At 46.1% G+C, this 20,513-nt stretch carries 24 protein-coding genes and 1 pseudogene; 1 reads left to right on the top strand and 24 read right to left on the bottom strand.

From position 1 onward, the window contains the following. Positions 1-32: 32 nt before the first annotated feature. The 6 genes from ACFO1S_RS21255 to ACFO1S_RS21230 form a co-directional block, all read right to left on the bottom strand. Positions 33-632, bottom strand: a complete 600-nt coding sequence (locus ACFO1S_RS21255) for a nitroreductase family protein (protein WP_204605567.1) — start codon at positions 630-632, stop codon at positions 33-35. 137 nt (positions 633-769) lie between these two features. Next, positions 770-1,960, bottom strand: coding sequence for a trans-sulfuration enzyme family protein (locus ACFO1S_RS21250; protein ID WP_204605568.1), 1,191 nt, complete (start codon positions 1,958-1,960; stop codon positions 770-772). Positions 1,961-2,004: 44 nt separating this feature from the next. Beyond that, the gene (locus tag ACFO1S_RS21245) at positions 2,005-2,841 is read right to left on the bottom strand and encodes a carbohydrate ABC transporter permease (protein ID WP_204605569.1); all 837 of its coding nucleotides are present in this window, start codon (positions 2,839-2,841) and stop codon (positions 2,005-2,007) included. Then, the gene (locus tag ACFO1S_RS21240) at positions 2,841-3,725 is read right to left on the bottom strand and encodes a carbohydrate ABC transporter permease (RefSeq protein ID WP_204605570.1); all 885 of its coding nucleotides are present in this window, start codon (positions 3,723-3,725) and stop codon (positions 2,841-2,843) included. Before ACFO1S_RS21240 ends, ACFO1S_RS21245 begins: the two co-directional genes overlap by 1 nt. Before the next feature lie 78 nt (positions 3,726-3,803). Then, the gene (locus tag ACFO1S_RS21235) at positions 3,804-5,159 is read right to left on the bottom strand and encodes an ABC transporter substrate-binding protein (RefSeq protein WP_204605571.1); all 1,356 of its coding nucleotides are present in this window, start codon (positions 5,157-5,159) and stop codon (positions 3,804-3,806) included. Between the two features lie 142 nt (positions 5,160-5,301). Beyond that, entirely contained in the window at positions 5,302-6,006 is a 705-nt protein-coding gene (locus ACFO1S_RS21230; RefSeq protein WP_204605572.1) for a FadR/GntR family transcriptional regulator, read from the bottom strand. Positions 6,007-6,228: 222 nt separating this feature from the next. On the opposite strand from ACFO1S_RS21230, the gene ACFO1S_RS21225 reads away from it, so the two are divergent. Then, positions 6,229-7,236: a glycoside hydrolase family protein gene (locus ACFO1S_RS21225; RefSeq protein ID WP_378127512.1), complete on the top strand. Its 1,008-nt coding sequence runs from the start codon at positions 6,229-6,231 to the stop codon at positions 7,234-7,236. Positions 7,237-7,383: 147 nt separating this feature from the next. On the opposite strand, the gene ACFO1S_RS21220 is transcribed toward ACFO1S_RS21225, so the two are convergent. The 18 genes and pseudogenes from ACFO1S_RS21220 to ACFO1S_RS21140 form a co-directional block, all read right to left on the bottom strand. Continuing rightward, positions 7,384-8,025 (bottom strand): ABC-2 transporter permease, encoded by a 642-nt coding sequence (locus ACFO1S_RS21220; RefSeq protein ID WP_204605574.1) that lies wholly within the window; start codon positions 8,023-8,025, stop codon positions 7,384-7,386. Then, positions 8,026-8,889 carry an ABC transporter ATP-binding protein gene (locus ACFO1S_RS21215; protein ID WP_204605575.1) on the bottom strand — a complete coding sequence of 288 codons (864 nt, stop codon included), beginning with the start codon at positions 8,887-8,889 and terminating at the stop codon, positions 8,026-8,028. 3 nt (positions 8,890-8,892) lie between these two features. Continuing rightward, on the bottom strand, positions 8,893-9,267 hold the full coding sequence (locus ACFO1S_RS21210; protein WP_204605576.1) for a GntR family transcriptional regulator: 375 nt from the start codon (positions 9,265-9,267) through the stop codon (positions 8,893-8,895). 229 nt (positions 9,268-9,496) lie between these two features. Next, positions 9,497-9,895 (bottom strand): hypothetical protein, encoded by a 399-nt coding sequence (locus tag ACFO1S_RS21205; RefSeq protein ID WP_204605577.1) that lies wholly within the window; start codon positions 9,893-9,895, stop codon positions 9,497-9,499. A gap of 173 nt (positions 9,896-10,068) precedes the next feature. Next, the gene (locus tag ACFO1S_RS21200; RefSeq protein ID WP_204605578.1) at positions 10,069-10,269 is read right to left on the bottom strand and encodes a DUF6199 family natural product biosynthesis protein; all 201 of its coding nucleotides are present in this window, start codon (positions 10,267-10,269) and stop codon (positions 10,069-10,071) included. 362 nt (positions 10,270-10,631) lie between these two features. Further along, positions 10,632-11,636: a WG repeat-containing protein gene (locus ACFO1S_RS21195; protein WP_204605579.1), complete on the bottom strand. Its 1,005-nt coding sequence runs from the start codon at positions 11,634-11,636 to the stop codon at positions 10,632-10,634. A gap of 191 nt (positions 11,637-11,827) precedes the next feature. Beyond that, on the bottom strand, positions 11,828-12,133 hold the full coding sequence (locus tag ACFO1S_RS21190; RefSeq protein ID WP_204605580.1) for a hypothetical protein: 306 nt from the start codon (positions 12,131-12,133) through the stop codon (positions 11,828-11,830). Positions 12,134-12,671: 538 nt separating this feature from the next. Then, a complete protein-coding gene (locus ACFO1S_RS21185; RefSeq protein ID WP_204605581.1) occupies positions 12,672-12,902 on the bottom strand; it encodes a hypothetical protein in 231 nt (76 codons plus the stop codon). A 128-nt stretch (positions 12,903-13,030) separates the two neighbouring features. After that, positions 13,031-13,546 carry a hypothetical protein gene (locus ACFO1S_RS21180; RefSeq protein ID WP_204605582.1) on the bottom strand — a complete coding sequence of 172 codons (516 nt, stop codon included), beginning with the start codon at positions 13,544-13,546 and terminating at the stop codon, positions 13,031-13,033. 91 nt (positions 13,547-13,637) lie between these two features. Then, complete coding sequence (locus ACFO1S_RS21175; protein WP_378127511.1) at positions 13,638-14,186, bottom strand: hypothetical protein; 549 nt, start codon at positions 14,184-14,186, stop codon at positions 13,638-13,640. A 330-nt stretch (positions 14,187-14,516) separates the two neighbouring features. Beyond that, positions 14,517-14,921: a hypothetical protein gene (locus ACFO1S_RS21170; protein ID WP_204605584.1), complete on the bottom strand. Its 405-nt coding sequence runs from the start codon at positions 14,919-14,921 to the stop codon at positions 14,517-14,519. A 365-nt stretch (positions 14,922-15,286) separates the two neighbouring features. Further along, positions 15,287-15,448: pseudogene (locus ACFO1S_RS28735) on the bottom strand (IS110 family transposase); the annotation flags it as partial. Positions 15,449-15,514: 66 nt separating this feature from the next. After that, positions 15,515-16,027 carry a hypothetical protein gene (locus ACFO1S_RS21165; protein WP_204605585.1) on the bottom strand — a complete coding sequence of 171 codons (513 nt, stop codon included), beginning with the start codon at positions 16,025-16,027 and terminating at the stop codon, positions 15,515-15,517. A 316-nt stretch (positions 16,028-16,343) separates the two neighbouring features. Beyond that, the gene (locus ACFO1S_RS21160) at positions 16,344-17,198 is read right to left on the bottom strand and encodes a leucine-rich repeat domain-containing protein (RefSeq protein WP_204605586.1); all 855 of its coding nucleotides are present in this window, start codon (positions 17,196-17,198) and stop codon (positions 16,344-16,346) included. After that, positions 17,195-17,881 (bottom strand): polymorphic toxin-type HINT domain-containing protein, encoded by a 687-nt coding sequence (locus tag ACFO1S_RS21155; protein WP_378127508.1) that lies wholly within the window; start codon positions 17,879-17,881, stop codon positions 17,195-17,197. The genes ACFO1S_RS21160 and ACFO1S_RS21155 overlap by 4 nt, the downstream gene beginning before the upstream one ends. Further along, positions 17,830-18,234 carry a hypothetical protein gene (locus ACFO1S_RS21150; protein WP_378127507.1) on the bottom strand — a complete coding sequence of 135 codons (405 nt, stop codon included), beginning with the start codon at positions 18,232-18,234 and terminating at the stop codon, positions 17,830-17,832. Before ACFO1S_RS21150 ends, ACFO1S_RS21155 begins: the two co-directional genes overlap by 52 nt. 311 nt (positions 18,235-18,545) lie before the next feature. Then, positions 18,546-19,778 (bottom strand): IS110 family RNA-guided transposase, encoded by a 1,233-nt coding sequence (locus ACFO1S_RS21145; RefSeq protein WP_204605587.1) that lies wholly within the window; start codon positions 19,776-19,778, stop codon positions 18,546-18,548. A 402-nt stretch (positions 19,779-20,180) separates the two neighbouring features. Beyond that, a partial coding sequence (locus tag ACFO1S_RS21140) for a hypothetical protein (protein ID WP_378127505.1) occupies positions 20,181-20,513 on the bottom strand: 333 nt, incomplete at its 5' end.

The following is a 20,513-nucleotide window of genomic DNA, read 5'->3' as shown; positions in this document are numbered from 1 at the left end:
CCTGCGCCTTCTTGTTTAAGTACGCCCGTTCGTTATTTGATCGGCTGTCCGAAGACGCCTTTGAACACGGATTGCTCCAGCGGACGGCGAGGGGACGGCCCTTCGCGCTCCGCCATCGCTTCGGGAAGAGCCTCTTTCTCTCCTTGATAGCCCAAAGCCACGAGCGCCTGGATGGCATATTCCTCCGGCACGTTCAGCGCCTCGCGCGCCTTGTCGAAATCGAAGCCCGTCATCGCATGGGTGACGAGTCCTTTGCGAACGGCTTCATGAGCCAATGCGCCCCAAGCGGCGCCCGCATCGAACGCATGGGACGGGAACGGTCCATTGTCAGACGAAGACTGGGAGACGATAAGGATTAATACAGGCACATTCTCGCACCAGGCGCGGTTGAAATCAATCAGGAACGGCAGAAACTTCGCGCGTTCCTCTTGCGTGCGCGCAACGATAAATCTCCATGGCTGGAAGTTGAATGCGGAAGGCGCGAAGCGGGCCGCTTCCAGCACGCTGAGCAGCACCTCTTCGGGAACCTCTTTGTTCAGAAAAGAGCGAGGCGACCAACGATTGACATTGATCGGATCAATGTCGTGAGCGGTTGGACGGACTTGAGCGACGGCTGCGTTAACTGTGGTCATTTTGTTTCTTGCCTCCTGCTGGTTCTTGTAATGTTGGATAGCTCCATTGTCTATTGTAGCCCAAATAAAGAGAAATCACGAACCGGAGCCATCTCTCGTCACTGAACGCCAGATATAGGCAAGATACGGGCCGTGCTTCAGCAATGCTCCAAGGCGAACTGCAAATCTTCCATTAAGTCTTCGACGTCTTCGAGACCGACCGAGATTCTGATCGTCCTCTCCAATCTTGCTTCATGCTTTGTCCGGGTCTGTTGCTCGGGGTTGATGCCCAGTCCGGGAGAATAAATCAAGCTCTCGAAGCCGCCCCAGCTAACGCCGATCCTGAATATTCGCAGATTGTTCATCATACGCGCGACCGCCTTCGGACCGCCGTGCAGCTCGAAGCTGAACAGTCCGGTGTTGTCGCTGAATTGCCGCGAGGCGAGCGCATACTGTTCATGCTGCTTAAGCGTAGGCAGGTTCACTCGCGACACTTGCGGATGCGCGCACAGCATTTCGGCAATCCTTCTCGCCGATTCGGCGTGCTGTTTCATTCGAAGCCCAAACGTCTTTAGTCCCCGCGTCAGCAGCCAGGCTTCCAACGGAGCCAATGTAGCTCCCAGCAGAACGACCTCGCTATTCGCGATTCCTTCCATTCTCTCTTGCGAGGAAATGACCACACCGGCAGTCACATCGCTATGGCCGCACAAGTATTTGGATGCGGAATGAATGACAATATCGATTCCCCACTCGATCGGCCGCATTGTAGCCGGCGTGGCGCAGGTGTTGTCCATGACCGTCAGCAGGTTATGCGTCTTGGCAATCTCGACGACGGCCGGAATATCGAACACATCCATGAAAAAAGTAGAAAAGCCTTCGCAATACAGCATTTTCGTATTCGGCTTAATCGCTGCGCGAACCTGCTCTAATTGTCTGAAGTCAACGAAATCGGCAGTAATGCCGAACTTCGGCAAATACGACTGGAGCATCTGATACGTCCCATTGTAGATCGGATAGCTGCAGATTACATGATCGCCCTGACTCAAGCAGTGAAGCAGCGTCGACGAGATCGCCGCCATGCCGGATGCGAACAGCTTCGCCGCCTCTCCCTTTTCCAGAGCCGCCAGCTTCTTCTCCGCGATTTGCTGCGTTGGATTGGCTATTCTTGAATAATAGAAGGCTTCCTCCTGCCACTGCGATCTTTGGAAGGCTTCATAAGAATCAAATGCGAATAGAGTATTAATAAATACGGGTGGAACGACTGCGCCGTGAAACGTCTCGTCCCCGTAATGGGCAAGCATTGTCTGCATTCCCGCGTCCTTGATATCCTTATCCTGCCGCTTAATCATTTTGTCCTCTCCACCCTCGTTTTCTATCTGTTCAAGCCTTTGGCTTACCCTTTCACAGCTCCGTCCGTCAGCCCTTCAACGACAAAACGCTGCACGATCGCGAACATGACCAAGGAAGGAATCAATGCCATTACGGCCCCTGCCGTCATAACCCCCCAATTGACGTCGTAATTTTGCACGAACATGGAGAGACCGACCGGAATCGTCTTGAACTCATCGCTGCTGATAAACATGATTGCGCACAGCAACTCGTTCCACGCCCCGATGAAGGCAAACACGAAGGTCGCCACGATGCCCGGAAGCATAATCGGCAGCACGACCCGGAAGAGGGCTCGGAGCTTGCTGCAGCCGTCGATCAAAGCCGCTTCCTCCAGATCGACCGGTATCCGGTCGAAGAAGCTGCGCATCAGGATCAGACAGAACGGAATGTTACCGACGATATAGATCATGACCAACCCGCCCAGATTGTTCATCAAGCCGATCTTGCTGAACAGAATAGCGGTCGGAATCATCACCATTACCCCGGGAATCATCTGCGTCAACAGCAGCCCGTACACGGCCATGGACTTTCCCCTGAACTTGTATCGGGCGAGCGCGTAGCCGCCGAGAATCGCGAAGCAGGTCGTAAACAAGCCGGCTCCCAGAGAGACCAGAATGCTGTTCTTCAGAAAAACATCAAAGCTGGAGGAGGACCATAGCACCCTGTAATTATCGAAGGTAAAGTGCTTGGGCCAGTATTGAATATCGGTCGTCAGAATGTCCAGCCTCGGCTTGAGAGACGTAATCAACAGCCAGTAAAACGGCAACAGCACCATGAGCAGAAAAAAGATTAACGTGCAGACACGAACAATCGACAGAAAGGCGCGTTGGTTTAGAATCATCAGAAGTTACCCGCCTTCTCGAATTTAGTCGCCTTCATGAAGAGATAGCAGAACATAATCAGCAGCGCCATGAAGAACAATCCGATCGCCGATGCTTGTCCGTAATCCAATGTTGCGTAAGCCTTCATGAACATATAAGACGACAAAATATTGGAGGAGTTGGCCGGCCCGCCTGCCGTCATAATATAGATCAAATCCGCCGCGGCGAAGACCCAGATCGTTCGCAGCAGCAGCGTCAGCACGATCGTCTGTTTAATGTAGCTAAAGGTGATATGCCAGAATTTCGACCATATTCCCGCGCCGTCTATATCGGCTGCCTCGTACAGATCCTCCGGTATGGATTGCATAGCGGCAAGCAGCATAATCGCAAAGAAAGGAATGCCGTACCACGTCATCGTGAGGATAACGGTATACAGGGCCAGCTTCGGATCGGACAAGAAGTAGATTTTATCCTCGATAATGCCGAGCTTGAGCAGCAGATCGTTCACCGGTCCGTATTCGGCATTCAGCAGCCAACGGAACGTCAGTCCTACCACGAACGAGGATACCGCCCATGGGAGGAACACGATAGCCTGATAGAGGTTGCGCCCCGGAAAGGGCCGTCGCAGCGCCAAGGCGAGAATAAATCCAAACACGAATTGCCCGCCGACGGTAAGCACCACCCAGATCAAGGAGTTGCTCATGACCATGCCGAAATTATCGTCCTGGAATACCGTCTTGAAGTTGTCCAAGCCGTTAAAGCCGGTATCGTTCGGGGCCGTCAGCTTGTAGTTCTGAAAAGCATAGATGAAAGAGCTGAGCAGCGGATAAATCAAAAAGATAAATAGGAGCAGAAAGCTGGGAGCCAGCATCCAGTAAGGCTCTTTCGACTTTGTCCGTGACATGAGAGGAGTCCTCCTTGCCGGCAGGAAGGAAAGCGGCAGGGAAAATCGCTTTTCCCTGCTTCGCTCCCTGCGCGGCTCTTATTTCATTTGCGGCTTCGTAACGTGCGGCAAAGGCACATTGGGGTTTTCCTTCATATACTTCTGCTGCGCCTTCGTCAGGAAGTCGCCCAGATTTTTTACCGTTTGCTCTGCGGACTGCTGATTCAACAAGTATTTCTGAACCTCCGCATCCATGAAGCTTTCGCGGAATTCGCCAAGCTCCGGGAAATTCCCGAGATCGGCAACCAGATAGCTGTCCGGATCGTCCAGGGTATCGATGAATCCTTGCATCGGTCCCTCCGCGCCCTTGTCGCTCTTAAAGATCGGAATCATCGTCAGCGTATTGGAGTATTTCAGATTGTTCTCCGGCGTGGACAGGAATGCGATAAACTTCCAGGATGCTTCCTTGTGTTTGGAGGTGGCCGAGACACTGTATCCCCATGTGGCCGACGCGCCGATATAGCGCTTGCCGTCATCGCCTTTCGGATAAGGAATAACCGTCCAGCTGTCGTCGGTCATCGACGCTTTGGCGGTGGCGATGACTTCCGTCGTCTGGTTCAGAATGCCGGTAACGCCGGAGGTGAAGCCCTGCACCATCTCTTGATAGCCCCAGTTGATGGAGTCTTTCGGAGCCCAGCCTTTTTTGTAGATGTCCGTGAATTTCACGAAGGCTTCAAGCGCTTCCGGTCTCAAGAGCACCGAAGTTCCGTCCTTCTCGTAGGTCTCTCCGCCGGTAACGGCCGTAATATAGGCGAAGATTTGGTCAAAGCCCGCCCGCGAGCCGCGATACGCCCATCCATAGCGATTCTTGGCAGGATCGGTCAGCTTCTCCGAGGCCGTGAATAATTCCTCCCAGGTGGTCGGAAGCGGCAGGTTGGCTTCCTTGAACCAGTCCTGGCGAACGAACAGCGCCCCCGACATGAGAGCATCGGGCATATAGTAGATGTCGTTATAAACTTTGCGCTGCTGTTCTTCCATCGTGATATCGCTTACAAAACTCGTCAGCTTTTCTTTGTCCGACCACGCGTCATATTGAGCGGACAGCGGCTCTAAGTACCCTGCGGGAACGAATGTATTTAACCAAGCCGGATACATATTCACGACATCGGGCATCGTTTTGCTCGCGCCTTGCATCGCCAGCTTTTTGAAGGCCTGGTCCCACGGGACCGTTTCCATTTTGACTTTAATATCGGGATTCGCCTGCTCGAAAGCGGCAATCACCTCATTGAAGTATTTGGTGCGCTCCGGAGATGGAGAAACGTCGACGAAGCTGATCTCCACCTTGTCGCTCCCCTTGCCGTTGCCGCTGCCTTCATTCGATCCCCCGGACGATGAGCAAGCGCTAACCACGACCATGATGCAAACCCATAATCCGATTGTCATTTTCTTCAACATACGGAAATCCCCCTCATAGGTTGTGTGATTCACGAACTGCCGGTCTTTCCCCTCACCTCCTTAAATAAAGTCGAGAAAAATGTCGAATTTTTCTATTTGGATAGTTGTCTGACCAATTATAGCGAGAATGATGGAGGAACTCTTAACCTCCAATCTTCTTCAGGTCGTCCCGCATAATCTCGAAGTGCTTGCCCATCAGCTTCTTGGCCTTCTTGGCGTCGCCGCTTCTCATCGCCTCGTAAATCATCCGGTGCAGCGGCTCCGTCTCCCGTCCGAATACATGCATATCCAGCCCATCGATGACGCGGTCCGCCCACAGCGTATCCATTTCCTTGATTGATTGAAACAGCGTGAGCATCAGCCGATTGTCGGAGCCCTCGTACAGGGTCAGGTGGAATAAGTAATCCTCTTGCCGAGGAATCCCGCCCTTGTTCCTCTTGCGATCATATTCATCGACGATTTCCCCGAGCTTGTCCAGATAGAAGGACTGGCCCTGATTAACGATTTGATCGATCGCATGCTTCTCCATCATCTCGCGCATATCGATCAGCTCCAGGATTGCCTTCTTCTCCATGGAAACCTTCAACGTGAAATTCGCCATTTCCGCCAGTATTGTTTTCTCGGCGCGAAGGTACATGCCGCTGCCCGGTTTAATCTCGATCACGCCGAAGCTTTCCAATTTCTTCATCGCTTCGCGGAAAGTCGGTCGGCTGATCTGGAATTGCTCGCAAAAAAATCTTTCCGTAGGCAGCCGGTCGCCCTGACTGTACCCCTTCTGCTCTATATAGTTGAGCACGGCCTCCGTAATGGACTCATGCAGCTTTTGTCTCTTTAGCGACTTGAGCATCCTCATCTCTCCAGACGATAAACTAGTAAGTTGTCAGACCAATTAATCGAATTGTAGCCTCATATGAAACCGCTGTCAATAGTCAAAAAACGATTGCGAATAAATTTCTCTCTCCCCCTCAATCTCGAAAAATTAAGGGCTTGTCAGTTTCGAAAGCAAGCGTTATCATGAGAGCCATTGCGTCACATGCCCTGCAGTGGCGCTCCACCAACAAGGGAAGGCGTGATCGATTTGGGTGCAAAATATTTGGACGGAAGACCGGAAGCCCAGCTGACGATCCCCGCGACAGATCAAGGAATCGTACTGAAACGGGGCAGCGCGGAGCTGGACGGCTATGGGATCAGAGAGCCTCTCGTATTCGAGCATGACGGCACTTATCTCATGCATTACGACGCCTCCGACGACAAGACCGGCTGGAGAAATTATTTGGCCACGAGCAAGGATTTGATCCACTGGGAGAAAAAAGGGGTGATTCTGGAGCTCGGTCAGGAAGGCGATGACGATTCCAGCTGCGCGGTTTACGGGGTCACCTATCCGGAAAACGGAGTTTGGCACATGTTCTACATCGGCTCCGACTACAAGCGCGAGCATCCCTACGACATTCCGGATTTCCCCTATGTCACGATGAAGGCCAAGTCGGATTCTCCTTACGGACCGTGGATCAAGCAGGATATCGTTCCGTTCAGAATGAAAGAGAACACATACTATAGCACGACTGCCAGCTCGGGGGCCATCGTGAAAGACGGGGACGAATATTTGCAGTTTTTCAGCGCGTCGGTGCTGGATTCGAACAAGATCACGAAGCGAACGCTGGGCATTGCGCGCACGAAGGATCTGGACGGGGAGTGGACGGTCGACCCCGAGCCGTTGTTTCCGCTGGAAGAGCAGATCGAGAACAGCACGGTTTTCTTCGAGGAAGAAACCGGAACCTGGTTTCTGTTCACCAATCATGTCGGGATTAACGAGATCAAGGAATACACCGATGCCGTATGGGTCTATTGGACCAAGGATATTCAGCGCTGGAACGTTGACGACAAAGCGCTCGTCTTCGACGGCAGCATGTGCAGCTGGTCCAAATCCGTAATTGGCGCTCCCAGCGTATTTCGCCTAGGAGACAAGCTTGCTCTCTTCTACGACGGCGTCGAGGGCAGCGGCTTTGACCATTTCCACCGGGATATCGGCGTTGCGTGGCTGGACTTGCCGATCCAAATCCCTCAGAAGCAAAAATAGTTGCGTTGCCGAGAGCATCTATAGCTGTGAAAAACCCCCGACTTTATTGCTCTCAGCAATTAAGTCGGGGGATATTATAGTTCTGTATTATTGACTTGTCGCGGCTGACCGTTGAGCCCCGTCCAGTCCAGTCGATCCTGCCCTCCACTACTTGAACTCTTTCCTCTGATGGATGCGGACTGACACAAAGTAGGATACCGCAAATAGGATTGTTGACGTGCAAGTAGACACCATACCCACAAGCGGATGACGCAGCTGCATGCCTCCTGTAACAGGGGACAGGATTACGGCCAGGATCAGCATGATCCCTACCGCACCAAATCCCGAGAGAAATACGACGAGTTCATTTTTCTCCGTCCCCATCTTCAGCATGATCGGATACATCAAAGCCACTGATGCGATGGACAAGGTCAATCCGAAACCATAACCGTACATCACAAGCTGCGAATCGAGCTGTACTCCTGTAACATAAGCAAGAGCAAGCGTAAGCAAGCTCATCAACACTCCCAATAGAATAAGCAAGGAGAACGACACATACTTGGCCCCAATAACGGTACGGCGCCTGATCGGCAGCGTCAGTTCAAATTTGTTCCATTTCGAAGTCTCATCCACTCGCAGCGAGGCTCCGGTATTCGCAACAAACAGGAAGATTTGTACGGCAAAAATCATGGGAATCATGGACGTCTCCTTGAGCACTAAAGGAACCAATGCTAGAAATGCGGCCATGATTAAAGATAAGCGGATGTTGCTTGCCATGGAATAGAGGTTGTTACGGATTAGTCCCCTCATTTATTGATCCCCCTTGACCAGTAGCAGCATAATCTCATCAATCGTCACACCATCAACGATGAAATCACGGTGCTTCTTGGAAAAACTGTCTTTGTCAGAGATTAACACTTCGATCTGCAGTCCTCTTTTTCGATAGGCAACATACTCCGACTCGTCAAGGGTGTGAAATTGATCCGCTTTGCAGCGGCACATGCCAAATTTGTATAGAAGTGTATCTTTCTGTTCTGTCAGAATGATTTTCCCCTTGTGTATAAAGGTAATGTAGTCCGCGATTTTCTCCAAGTCGCTGGTAATGTGGGAAGACATGAGAATGGAATGCTCTTCGTTCTCCACAAACTCTAAAAACAAATCGAGCATCTCTTCTCTTACAATAGGATCCAGGCCGGAAGTCGCCTCATCGAGCAGCAGCAATTTTGCCCCGTGTGACATAGCCACTGCCGTGGCTAGCTTCATCGTCATACCCCGCGACAAGTCTTTTATTGGGATTTGAGCGGGCACCTGAAGTCTGCGGATCAGATTACGGAAGAGAGCGTCGTCCCATTCTCGATAAATATCTTGGAACACCGCAGATAACTTATCGGCAGTGAGCGCCCCCGGAAAATTAATGGCATCAAACACAACTCCAATATGGTTGCGAATGTCGGTTCGTTCGTCCGTCATCTCCTCTCCAAATATTTTAATCGTTCCGCTGTCGCGCTTTATTGTGTTCAAAATCATACTCATTGTTGTCGTTTTTCCAGCCCCGTTCTCTCCAACGAAGCCCATGATACTTCCTCTAGGAAGAGAAAAGGAAACATCCTCCAAGCTAAAATTGGAATTTGGGTAAGTCCTGAACAAATTTTTGACTTCTAAACAATAATTCATAAGCTAGTCCTCCTGGTAAAACATGATTAACAACTCAATAAGTTGTTCCAGCTTGATTCCGCTTGTTCGCCCGGCTTCAGCAGCGAGCCTTAAGTATTCCTCGACGATTTTCTGCTGCTCTTCCTGGATAAAATCCCGATTCTGTGCAGAGATAAAACTGCCTCGTCCAACCGTCGTTTCTATAAAGCCATCTCGTTGCAAATCTTCATAGGCTTTTTGCACGGTGATGACACTTACATGAATCGTCTTGGCGAGCGAGCGCATGGATGGAATGGGATCGCCTGTTTTTAACTCACCGCTCATGACCATCGCTTTGATCTGTGATGCAATTTGTTCGTAGATCGGCTTACTCGTATTACTGCTGATAATAATCTCCATACAAGCTCACTTCCCATATTGTACTTATACAATATGTACATTATATATCTTTATGACGTAAGCTTCAATAGAACTTTCTGTCCGCCCCTGCGGATATCTGTGCCGGCAGTATGGGATTGCAGCAACGATCGTTGTACATTTCTTGTTTATGCAAATCGCCCTTTCCTGAGTTGGTCGTAACTTCTATTCAACAAAAATAGGGCATCCCGCAGTCAGCTTTCGCTGACTACTACTGGACAGCCCCGTATGCTTGCAAGAAAGGATTCATTCGTTCCAGCAGACAATGAATTTCTCTTCGGTAGAAGGGTGCCGTCTCCGCTTTATATAGCATCATGAAGGTATCCAATGGCGTATCGGCAGGATGAATCGATAATTCCGTCCCTTTGCCCCGTGAAAAAGACCAAAGCGCTCCGTCGGTAGACGGTGCGATCCACTTGGACACCGGCCATCCCGCCGCAGGATAGATCAGCATGCTGGTCGGCATGATGTAATTCTGCAGAGGCTTGTCTGGACGTATCAACTGATGACGAACATCTATTAACGAGATGGACGAGCGCGTCCATAGCTGCACGGCATCGGCAATTCTCTCTTTTGTAAAAATGCTGCTGGCCCCTGTTTCTTTCGTCATCTGATTTCGTTCCCTCCGCAATCGCATAGTTGCATTTATGTTATTCCAAATGAGAATTATTATCAATAACGAGTGTGCCATCTGTCCGGTTTTCCAGCATCTGTAGAGCGGGAGATGGTAGAGCAAGCGAAAGGGCATGAGCCCGGTACAATACCGAATCCATGCCCTAAGTGTTAAGTAACCAAGAACAATATACCTAGTAAAAGGCTGAAAACACCGATTATTCTACAAATAATGATGACTAAAGCTGTAGGCGAATCTGATCCTATGCTAACTTTTCCTTTTTTGATCTGAATCATAAAACGTTCAAGCATCCAAATTTGTCTAGGAAAAAATAGAAAAGCTAGACCAAATAAAATGGCTACTACCCCCATAATCACATCTCCATATGGCTACAACACCTAAAATGAGATAACAAACTACCCTAAACAGATTCCTTATTGACGCCTATGTTGGACGTATAAGAAAACTACGTCAGCTTCACTAACAGTTATCGATAAACCCGTAGAATAAATATACTGCATTGCTAAGTTGCATTTGCAAGATTCAATCAAAGAGGAAGTACGATTATTCATTAGGCACGAGGATATCGACAATATAATTCTTACTCTGCAGTTTTTATCGAGTAGTAGGAAAGTCGAGAAAGAAAGTTATTCATTCACGAGCCGCAGGGCAAGCCACTGGGGAGGAATCATCTGGTGGGCAAGCCGTTTACTTTGGTCATCAGGTTAGGGATTTATTGAATTTCAAATATTGTTTTTCCGTTATGCCGATTGATATATTTATATTTTCCATCCTGCATAACGAGTACCACACTACTGTTCAAGAAGTATGACTGAACATCTATATAATCGAATTGTTGCATGGGGACGACAAGGTCACCATTCTTATCAATAAAACCGGACTTATCGCCAATCGAAACGAGGGCAGTTCCGTTTATGAACGGAAGAGCTTCATCATACGCTCCCTCTATAACGAAATGACCTTGGAGATCAATGTAACCCATTTTCCCGTTATTGATAATTACAGTCGTCAGGCCTTCGGAAAAAGAATCGGGATTGGATAGATTAATCGCTATGATCAATTGCCCGTTTGTATCGATAAAGCCTGACTTCAGACTATGAATGTCCCTTACTGCCGCCATTCCCTCCGAGAAAGAATCGGGAATAATATGATCTGGCAACCCAATGGTTGTAGTCCCGGAGGAATCGATAAAGGAATAGCGGCCATGATCGGACTTCACCCATGCAAGCCCATTACTAAACGTTCCAGATTCTACATACTGAGGTGGAATAACAATGTTGCCGGAAAAATTGATGTAACCGAACCGCTCCTCATGCTGGATTTTGATCCATTCTCCATGTGAAGCTGCCTGTTCAATCGGTTCATCGATCTCGAAGTCCCCTGTAATTGTTTTAATTTGAACGCCGCTTTGATCAATTAAGAAATATCCTTTGGAGTTCTTAACGATAGATTGTCCTTTAACATACGGACCAACAAAGTGATACTCCGGAGTAACGACTACAGAACCTTCCTCGTTAATATATCCCCAGAAATCAGAGATTCGGACTCCAGCAAGACCTTCGCTAAATGCGTCCGCATCATCGTAAAGGGGTCGGACTACTACATTGCCTTCTTGATCAAAGTAGCCCCATTTCCCATTATGCTCAAATGGAATTAGCGCACGTTTAATGCCGATAGGATAAATGCTCTTCAAGTGAGTCCCATGAGCTTTTTTCACCCTAACACCGCCTTTGGTCCTGTATATCGCCAAGAAATGCTTTTAAAATTTGGATAAAGCTATGACAGCAAAGGGGATACGAGAAAGAGGATTGCATCACCAAACATGCATTTTTGCGTGCATGTAATCATTGGAGTAATTAGGGCTGAGTCCTTTCGTAAAATTCTTGATTCATTAAGGTCCAGCGAATGTTATAGTCTTGATTGAACAGCAGCAACCGATTCTTCAATACATATCTTAAGTTCAACCATTGATCGGCAAGTTTTTTGGTATATTGGGCTATCCCATTCAAAATCCTCGATTACCATAACTCTAAAAACTCCATCCTTTGAGAAAGAAGGATGCCAACCCACATCAATAATAAATCTATCTTCATAATTCACTTGAAATAAATCCTCTTTCAAATTCTCAAGATGTTTCTCCAAGGAATCATGCTCATCTATTTGTAAATCATTATAGACTATTTCCCCTGGCTCAAAATTAACATTTTCAAACAAAATCATCTCTCCTATTTAGTTGCTTATTGCAGCAATTTCTAAAATGTACACTTGATGCTTGGCGTGCTTGACGCACAAACGCTCACGTCATTGACGGTATTTGCCCTACCGACAAAGTACGTGAGCGCTGACCTAACGAAACAATTCAAGAGTTAATCTTTCTCAGTGTAATTGTTAATTGGCTCAAAATCACTACAACTAACAATTAATTCTGCACTATCCGGATGCGAAAAAAAACCTAAAGCCTGAGGATGAAAATTCGACTCACAAGGATCAACATGTATCTTTAAGTGGAAACCGCGCATCTTCATCTAAATTAATTGTTATTGGGTTCATATTGGCTCCTTATTTAAGGATGTCGTCTACCTTACCAAATTAGTCAACACTAATATTCCTTAATTCCAACAACGTTCATTATGAGCCTTCCCAGTACTTGGTTTAAAATATGTTCCCTTCTTGACTTATCTAATAAAAACTTCTCATTTCCATCTTGTTCGAGTCGTTTTTTAGGCTGTGTATCTTTCGAATGCCGCTTTCTTTACCCTACATCTGTGTATCCAAGCAAAATTAATACGATCATCACGCACCCAATTATCATTGAAATATAACTGCTTATTTTATATCGTTTAATTGCTGATTTTGAGGGTGTCTTTTTGAGAGTATTTGTAGCGGTCGTTTTATAGGCAAGGACAGGTTTAAAGACACCCATTAATCCAGGCACAAAAGTAATAATAAATACCACTATTGAAAATACTATTCTATCCCCCATTTAATATCCTCCATAAGTAATTTCACTTGAGTAGCCGTCAATAAATCAGATTCAGCAATGTAAGCAACCAGCTTGTCCCGTGAAGAATACCGAAGAGTCTTTTTCCACTTTGGTTGGCGAGTATTTTATTAAATAATTTTTGATAAGTTTTCTTGAATTCTAATTACCCAAGGGAATTGTCTATATAGTGGATTGCTAATTAAAACTTCATTAAGGAACCGAGATGTTTTGGTGAATACTTCCCTTTTAAAGTCAATGATCTTCACCGGAATATTACTGATTTTACCCAAAGTTGCTTCTGGAATGGGTTGAGTTATAACCGACTGAATTCCGTCAGGTTTATCAAATAATAATTCACTTATTTCAACGCTGTCCTCATCAATTCTATTAAAACTAAGCCAGGTGTTATACGAAGTTATATCATTAATTATAACTATGGAATGCTCTTCTAACAGACATGCATTTTCTGATAGTTGTTCAAACCAAGTGGATAATAAGTCTGAACCTTCATATGGTACAGGACTTTTCGGATAACATCCATAAGCATTACTACCAATTAACAGTTCAATAAATCCATAGATCTCAGGTGCTAATTCTGAAGGAATTAATTGATCACTGTTAATTTTATAATTAATCATAAACACCGATAATCACCTCCCAAAATAACTTGACTTGTACTTATAACTTCCATTGGCAGAAGTAAAATCTCCATGTGGCTCTAATTGTTTATTGAAGTTAAGAAAAACTATTCTTTATTGGTTGTTTGATATCCCACTTTATCAATTTAATGCCATAATTATTTAATAGTTCGCTTGCGCTTATTGTTGCGGTTTGCTGACCTCTCCCCACTTTTTCAATTATAAGAGCACTAGAGAGTAGAGAAAGATTCTGATTGTCGTCTGTGCTTGTGTCGGTATCTCCCATGAAATAATTCGCACTTTCCGTAGGAAAATATATTTCTGTGGTGTCATCTTCTTTAAACAATGTTATTCTTTCTTTTCCACTAGCTATAGATTGCTTCCATTCTCGATATTTACCACGACCTTCATCAGCACGATTACCCACATATTCACATATTAGCGTATCTTCAATGACAATCGTTTGACCGTATTGCTCATATTCGAGACGAAAAGGAAATTCGCCATATTTAATTTGCGGGCTAGGTGGATCGGATTCAGAGTGAATTCCAATAAATATAGCCATCCAAGGAAACATGAAGTAAGCAGTAATCATCAGAATTAATACCAAGGGTATCCCCAATATTGTAACTAATTTAGAATTCAATGATATTCCGCCTTGTATGTCTTAATTATCACTTCTCCAAGGAATAAGTCTTAATCAATTTCCCCTCATCAAAAAAGAGCAACCTCTCACAATTGGAACATTTCCATACATCAAAATCAGGTTCAGGTTTGTCTTCGTAATATGATGATTGGATAATATCTCTCCGCAACAGCACTGAACTTTTGCCATTACAAACACCTACTCTTATAGAAGTTAAGTCATTACTGGCCGATCTGAATTAATCTGCTTTCCTAACACCGAATCTCAAGTCAGAATAATAACCCAGGGGTATTGAATCATCATAACTCCTACTACCTGACAAGATAAAGTTTAATTAACCCTACTTGATGTCCCTGCTATGATGTCTATTTTGAATTTCTCTTCAGGTATGCCGAGTTCTTTTGTCGTATATAGAATATATTCAGATGCAGTGTCCGTTGTTTCTAGCATGACCCAGTGATTTACCTTCTCTACCCCAAGTCCTACAATCTTTCTCGTCTGAATATCGACAGGAATGTGAGTTTCCGTTCCCGAGTCTGAATCTTTTAAGTACAGTCGAGCATGACTGTTCTTTTGGAATAAATTAATTAAGTCAATTCGATATTCATATTTGTTATCTGCTGTAACTTTTACTGTGTCGCTTTCAATCTTTTCGTTCGCCCAACCGTATGTGCTTACACTTTGGCTTAGTGCGACTGAGAGTGATATAGATACTACCAGTCCTATGAAGAACAACGTACTGTCCTCCGCTCATGGGAGTCCATCCTTTAATTAGTAGGATAGTAAATAATCCAATTAACAAGAACGTGGGAACAGCAACACCAAACATTATGGCAGTTCCGATAATATCCATTCCTCGTTGGAAATAAGCTGTTGAACCTAAAAGAAACCAAACAATCGATGAAGCACTAATTATTATTACTGCTATCAGCAGTAGCCGTAACCATATCTGCATACGCGCCCCCCATTGAGATGTTCACTTTCCTCGTTAAATATTTCAATCTGCCCTTTATACGTATCCTAGTTAATAAAGCGTACTTTTCTAATAAAATGGACGGCAGACTGTTTTCGCACAATCGCCGCCCAACACTATGATTTTATCATGCCGCTTCCTTACTGGATACTACTGGGATTACATATACTGACTTTTTTTTCATTAAGTGATAGATGACATTTACGAGTTTCCTCATGATGCAGACAATCGCTTGTTACTTGGTTTTCCCTGCCGCCATCTTCTGCTCATTGTACGCTAGGAAGTAAGGACGTTAGCGACCCTCCTATATATGTGAGCACTCCTCACTTCTAACCCTTAAGGATTTCTGAAGTTGTTAAAACAACTCAACATAATAACCACATTGTTTCTCTCCACGATTTATACATGCTAATAATTCTTTTAAGCTTTTTTTCTGATTGCCACAATTTTCACTTAAAGTGAATCTTAAATCCTCCCAAGTTCGTTCCCGTTGTAAAAAAACTATCGCATCAACCTCACAAGAGCTCGGCAAATAAATAGCTGGTCCAAATCTTTTAGAGAAACGGGATAAATCTTGACGCAGTCGGTTTTGCAATCGTTCATCTTCTAAGAGTGTATACCATCCTATTAACAAATTTAGCATAAAGAAATGTTTACCCAGTTCAATATGAAAACCTCTTGCATTTTGAAATTCCAGTTGACCATGAATCTGAATGCATTCAGGAGATTCACAATCCCTTTTCCTGTATTTCCACCTCCAAATTTCTTCCTGATTTTGTGTATCTAACATAATCTCGGTGAGCTTTTTACAAGCTTGACTAATATCAGATCCCTTATTTTGAAAAATTGCTGTGAAGGTTACTCCCATATATTCGCCCTCCTAGTAGTAGGAATATGATGTTCCATATTCGCCTACATTATGAGTATAAATTCCGCTTCTACTCCATATCTGCACTTCAAAAAAGCAATGCTCTGAACCCGATCCGGATGGAACAAACGGCTTGCCCTCTGTTGATCTATAAGCCACAGGGCGGCGTACAGCCTTCCTAAACGTTGGAGACAGGGATTCTGTCCAACGGAAATGAAGGGCTGCAAGCCACGCCTGCGGAGGAATCAACAAGTGGGCAAGCCGTTTGCTCTGGTCATCAGGTTAGGGGTCTACTCCGTTGTTAATGTAGGAGGCTTTAAGTTTGTATTTTTTGGTCAAAGTCCTTTGACTTATGGGTGTAATGTTTTTTGTTATCAAAAGCCACATATTCTATTCCTTCACAGTAAGAAAGATCGCCGTCGACTACATTGGTTTTTGAGAATACCAAAAACTTCAACTTGGGCAGACTTTTCACAAAACTCAAGCTTGGAATCGAACCACTATCGAGTAATGAAAGTTTCTCTAAATTTTTTAGCTGATGTAAAGAATCGAAATTAATCTTTTTACAGGATTCGATTCGGAGCACTTTCAACGTATCGGCCAGATCTGTTAGTTGATTAACATCTTCAAGTTTGCTCATATAATTCAATTCGACTCGTTCCAATTTGTCAAAACGATTACAACCGTCTAATGTTACAAGTGTACTTTGTGTTATTGTTATTGAGTTTAAGTTTGTGAGGCCAAACAATTCTTCGAGGTTATTCTTCTTGTACTTCCATATACGTAATTCCTTTAACTGCTTACACTTCTCCAAGTTTAGGACATGTTTATTCATCTCAATAGCCATTTCTTCCACATGCTGCAATCGCGATAGATCAATGGGACCTACAATATCACTTAACAATAGCACCTTGATACTTTCGCTTGATCTGTATAAACCTTCAAAATTTGAAACTTTCGCTCCGATATTTACAGTCTCTACTTGTTCTAATTGCTCTAAACAATCAACATTATCCAAATTGTAATACAAGATACTAAAGTAAATCGAACGAAAACGATTTAGATTAATATACTTAACATAATCTTCGACCCTATGGTCTTCAATCATAATGACATTTCTGTTTAAAGGACCTGCTGCAAATCTAAATCCATCCCGGTCATTATTATTCAAGGTCTTCCTCTCCTTCTTTGCTCTTCTTCCCATATTTTTGCTCCCGGACTGTTTATCTTATTGTAATTCAATCTACTGCTTGGACCACCATCTTTTCGAATTCGAATGGCTTCTTCAATAAACGCTGCTCTTCGATCCACAGCGGGTGTGAATGTTTTACTAACTACAGGGTCATTGTTAACACTTGACTGATATCTTGCAGACTGGTTCATACGACTGATTGGTCCTATTCCATGATAAACTGTTCCGCTTTGAAAAGTAATCGTATACGTGCCAATCTGGCAATTGTGAACCCATATCCCGAGATTTGAAACAAAATAAGAATTAAAGTCCTGTACTTCAAAATTGTACACTGTTGCAGTTCGAGGCTCTTTCTCTATTTTATCTATCGAAAGTTTACGCCCGTCACTGCTTAAAAGAAAGTCACCTTCTTTTAGATCTTTTACATAAGTCCATCCGCTTCCATCAAGCCAGAATGGATGTTCCCCTGTAACTTCTATGATCTCGTCGCCAATATGAAGATAATAGATTTCATCAGTTTGCTTTTGGAAAAGTCCTGTGACTTCCTTATAGGCAATCTCACCCGTTTTATCATCTTTGGCCAGTACTTTGTCACCGACAGCAATTTCTTCTATCGGTTTTTCTCCATCTTGGGTCTTAACCGTAGTTCTGCTGTGAAGCAATTACATTCAAATTGAACAGGGCCGCCTTCTACGCCAACCACAACATACGATGTTGTCGTCCCGTTCAAAAGTAAGTCAATTGCAAGATAACCGTCCCCGTACTCCATAATAGATGCAGAACCGCCTTGGCAACCGCCCACTAGGTAGCTACACCCATCATTCCTTAAAGCTAGTCCTTGAATCGCCATTACGGTTTGATTTTCTTTGGTTCCAACTTCGTATCCTCTTTTTAGCATTTGTAAATCGTAACTGGCGGCAGAATTTAATAGACTGTCATACCCGCTATTTTGATTTATTTTTAGCGCACTTAAAAAATAGCCAAGCATCCCTAAGAATGTTGTATCTTTAGACATATTTCGAATTTCTTTGGAACTTGGCATAACATAATCGTGCCCGGACGGGTCAATATAACGTAATGGATTGTTGGCAGTATAGGTGTATAGATTGAGAGACAAAGGATTGGTCAGAGTTCCCTCGTAGCTATCCTACGCTATAAAGCTCAATCTCCAAGACAATAGAACACTACCCATAAAATAGCACTTCTTTACGGTTTGTGGAACTGTTTAGTTGTTCGCGGGAGCTTCTTTTAAGAACAAAAATCGGCTCCCGCGCCTTCGCTTGAGCTACGCTTCTCCATTAATACAACGATAATCGTTTCAAGGGATTATCCACAGTCCGTTCTTTCCGGCAGGCGATACGGCGTTTTGTGCTTCAAGATGCCGTACACAATGTTCACGAGTCGCCGCATAATGCAGACGAAAGCCTGTTTCTTCGTTTTGCCTTCCGCCATCTTCCGGTGGAAGTATTCGAGGAAGGCCGGATTTCTTGGCGTTTTCGTTCCCCGGTGAACGACAAGCTGCCGGATCGCTAGCGACATGAAGATGTTGTGCAAGGAACGGTCGCCTTGCTTGCTCTTGTAGTAGCGGCCCTTGCCGCCGGAGCCAGCGAAGATCGGGGCAATCCCGGCATATCGGGCCAGCTTGTCGGCGGAAGAAAACCGCGAGACGTCGCCAATCTCGGCGGTGAGTTCCGCCGCCGTGACCACATCCACGCCGGTAATCGTGTCCAGTTGGCAATTAATCTGCGTCAGCATGTTCGCCAGCGATTCGTCAAACTCCGCGATTTCCTTCTTGAAGTAGCGAAGCTGCCGAACCTGAGAGCGAATAATGAGTTCCTTTTCTGTGACATAATCGCCAGCGACAAGGCCGTCGGCCTTCACGCTGCACAGAATCTGTTCCGCCTTCTTCGTGGAACAAGCGTTGTTGCTGTACTTGCGCAAGAACTTGGCAAGCTGGCTGGCCGTCACCTGTTCCAGTTGGCGCGGAGACGGGAACGCCCGCCAGAATGCCAACGCCGTTTTGCCGTCTACTTCGCTGAAGTAGCTGCGGTAGCTGGGATAGACGTAGCTGAGTTGTACGTGCAGTTGCCGAACGACCGCCGACATACTCTTGGCAATCCCTCTGCGGCGCATAACCAATTGCCGCATAACCCAATAATGCTCGTCGGGCTTGAAGTCCGGCAGATGGTTCATGTCGTCGCGCAGTTCCCGAGCCACGCATTCAGCGTCCCAACTGTCGTTTTTCTGCACGGTGGCATAACTTTTGCGCTTGGCGCTAGAGAACGCCGGGTTAATGGATTTCACCCGCTGGCCTTGATTCACAAGGTACAGCCCGAACGCCCAGCCGTAACCGCCCGTGTCCTCCAGACCGTAGACGGCGGTCATGCCCGGTTGGAGGCGCTTGTTTACCGCCTCCAACACGAACGGGAAGGCGGCGGGGGCGTTGTCGAACGTCATTTCACCAAGCTTCTCGTTCCAGCAGTTCAAGATGACGGCGGTATGCTGTTTCTTGTGTAGGTCGACTCCGACATAGAGGTAACGGAGTTGTTCCGTATGCAAATGTTAGCCTCCTTTGAATGGTCGCACCCGTAACCAGGCGGAGCAGAGCGGCACCCTTGGCTCAAGCGTGAACTTCTTGCGAAGCCCGCAAGGACAGCAAAGCCAGTCTCTGTCCGGTCTAGCCGGATGGCGACAGATTTAAGGGCAACAGCCCTTACGTATTCCGCCTACGAAGATAAGCGAGATACGTAAATACTGTTGCAATACAGCCGTTCCGGACAGGCGGCATCCTCAGTTCGAGCGTCAGCTTCGGTCAAAGCCCGCAATGATAGCGCAGCCTGCCTGTCCGGTGGGAGGCTGTTCGGGGCAAGAACCCCTACGGATTTCATCCGTCCATTCGAGAATCGACAGGCGAATGAAATCCGTAGATGCTCTTGCAGGGAGAAGGGGAAGCCCGGAGGCTTACCCCTGCTTCATCTTCCAGACCTTCTTCCAGCCCTTGGGCGTGAGCGAATCGTCAGAGAACGTCTGCGGATTGTAGCGCGAACGTACCTTGCGACTGCGGATACTCTCGATGACAACCTTGCCCGGACGAACGATAATCTTCTTAATCCAGCCGCCGTGCAGCGTCTTCTCCCAGACCTCCGTCGCGCAGTTCGCGAAGTAGAGCCGCAAGGCGGCTTCAATGACGGCATTCGCGCCATCCAGTCCGTTCTGCTCGGCCTTCTCCTTCGCCATGCGAATCAAGTCTGCATCAATTCTTGAGCCGAACCTAACTCTTGCCATACGAATCTG

Source organism: Cohnella boryungensis, from assembly GCF_042651945.1.
GTDB lineage: Bacteria > Bacillota > Bacilli > Paenibacillales > Paenibacillaceae > Cohnella > Cohnella boryungensis.
The sequence above is the reverse complement of the archived record's forward strand: the minus strand, read 5'-3'. Positions and strand labels throughout refer to the sequence as shown.

What these genes read in the sequence shown, in the direction of transcription:
- ACFO1S_RS21200 (WP_204605578.1), bottom strand. Translation starts at nt 10,269, where the DNA reads ATGGGGGTAGTAGCCATTTTATTTGGTCTAGCTTTTCTATTTTTTCCT.
- ACFO1S_RS21240 (WP_204605570.1), bottom strand. Translation starts at nt 3,725, where the DNA reads ATGTCACGGACAAAGTCGAAAGAGCCTTACTGGATGCTGGCTCCCAGC.
- ACFO1S_RS21185 (WP_204605581.1), bottom strand. Translation starts at nt 12,902, where the DNA reads ATGGGGGATAGAATAGTATTTTCAATAGTGGTATTTATTATTACTTTT.
- ACFO1S_RS21220 (WP_204605574.1), bottom strand. Translation starts at nt 8,025, where the DNA reads ATGAGGGGACTAATCCGTAACAACCTCTATTCCATGGCAAGCAACATC.
- ACFO1S_RS21250 (WP_204605568.1), bottom strand. Translation starts at nt 1,960, where the DNA reads ATGATTAAGCGGCAGGATAAGGATATCAAGGACGCGGGAATGCAGACA.
- ACFO1S_RS21255 (WP_204605567.1), bottom strand. Translation starts at nt 632, where the DNA reads ATGACCACAGTTAACGCAGCCGTCGCTCAAGTCCGTCCAACCGCTCAC.
- ACFO1S_RS21210 (WP_204605576.1), bottom strand. Translation starts at nt 9,267, where the DNA reads ATGGAGATTATTATCAGCAGTAATACGAGTAAGCCGATCTACGAACAA.
- ACFO1S_RS21245 (WP_204605569.1), bottom strand. Translation starts at nt 2,841, where the DNA reads ATGATTCTAAACCAACGCGCCTTTCTGTCGATTGTTCGTGTCTGCACG.
- ACFO1S_RS21205 (WP_204605577.1), bottom strand. Translation starts at nt 9,895, where the DNA reads ATGACGAAAGAAACAGGGGCCAGCAGCATTTTTACAAAAGAGAGAATT.
- ACFO1S_RS21165 (WP_204605585.1), bottom strand. Translation starts at nt 16,027, where the DNA reads ATGGGAGTAACCTTCACAGCAATTTTTCAAAATAAGGGATCTGATATT.
- ACFO1S_RS21215 (WP_204605575.1), bottom strand. Translation starts at nt 8,889, where the DNA reads ATGAATTATTGTTTAGAAGTCAAAAATTTGTTCAGGACTTACCCAAAT.
- ACFO1S_RS21235 (WP_204605571.1), bottom strand. Translation starts at nt 5,159, where the DNA reads ATGTTGAAGAAAATGACAATCGGATTATGGGTTTGCATCATGGTCGTG.
- ACFO1S_RS21230 (WP_204605572.1), bottom strand. Translation starts at nt 6,006, where the DNA reads ATGCTCAAGTCGCTAAAGAGACAAAAGCTGCATGAGTCCATTACGGAG.
- ACFO1S_RS21150 (WP_378127507.1), bottom strand. Translation starts at nt 18,234, where the DNA reads ATGTCTAAAGATACAACATTCTTAGGGATGCTTGGCTATTTTTTAAGT.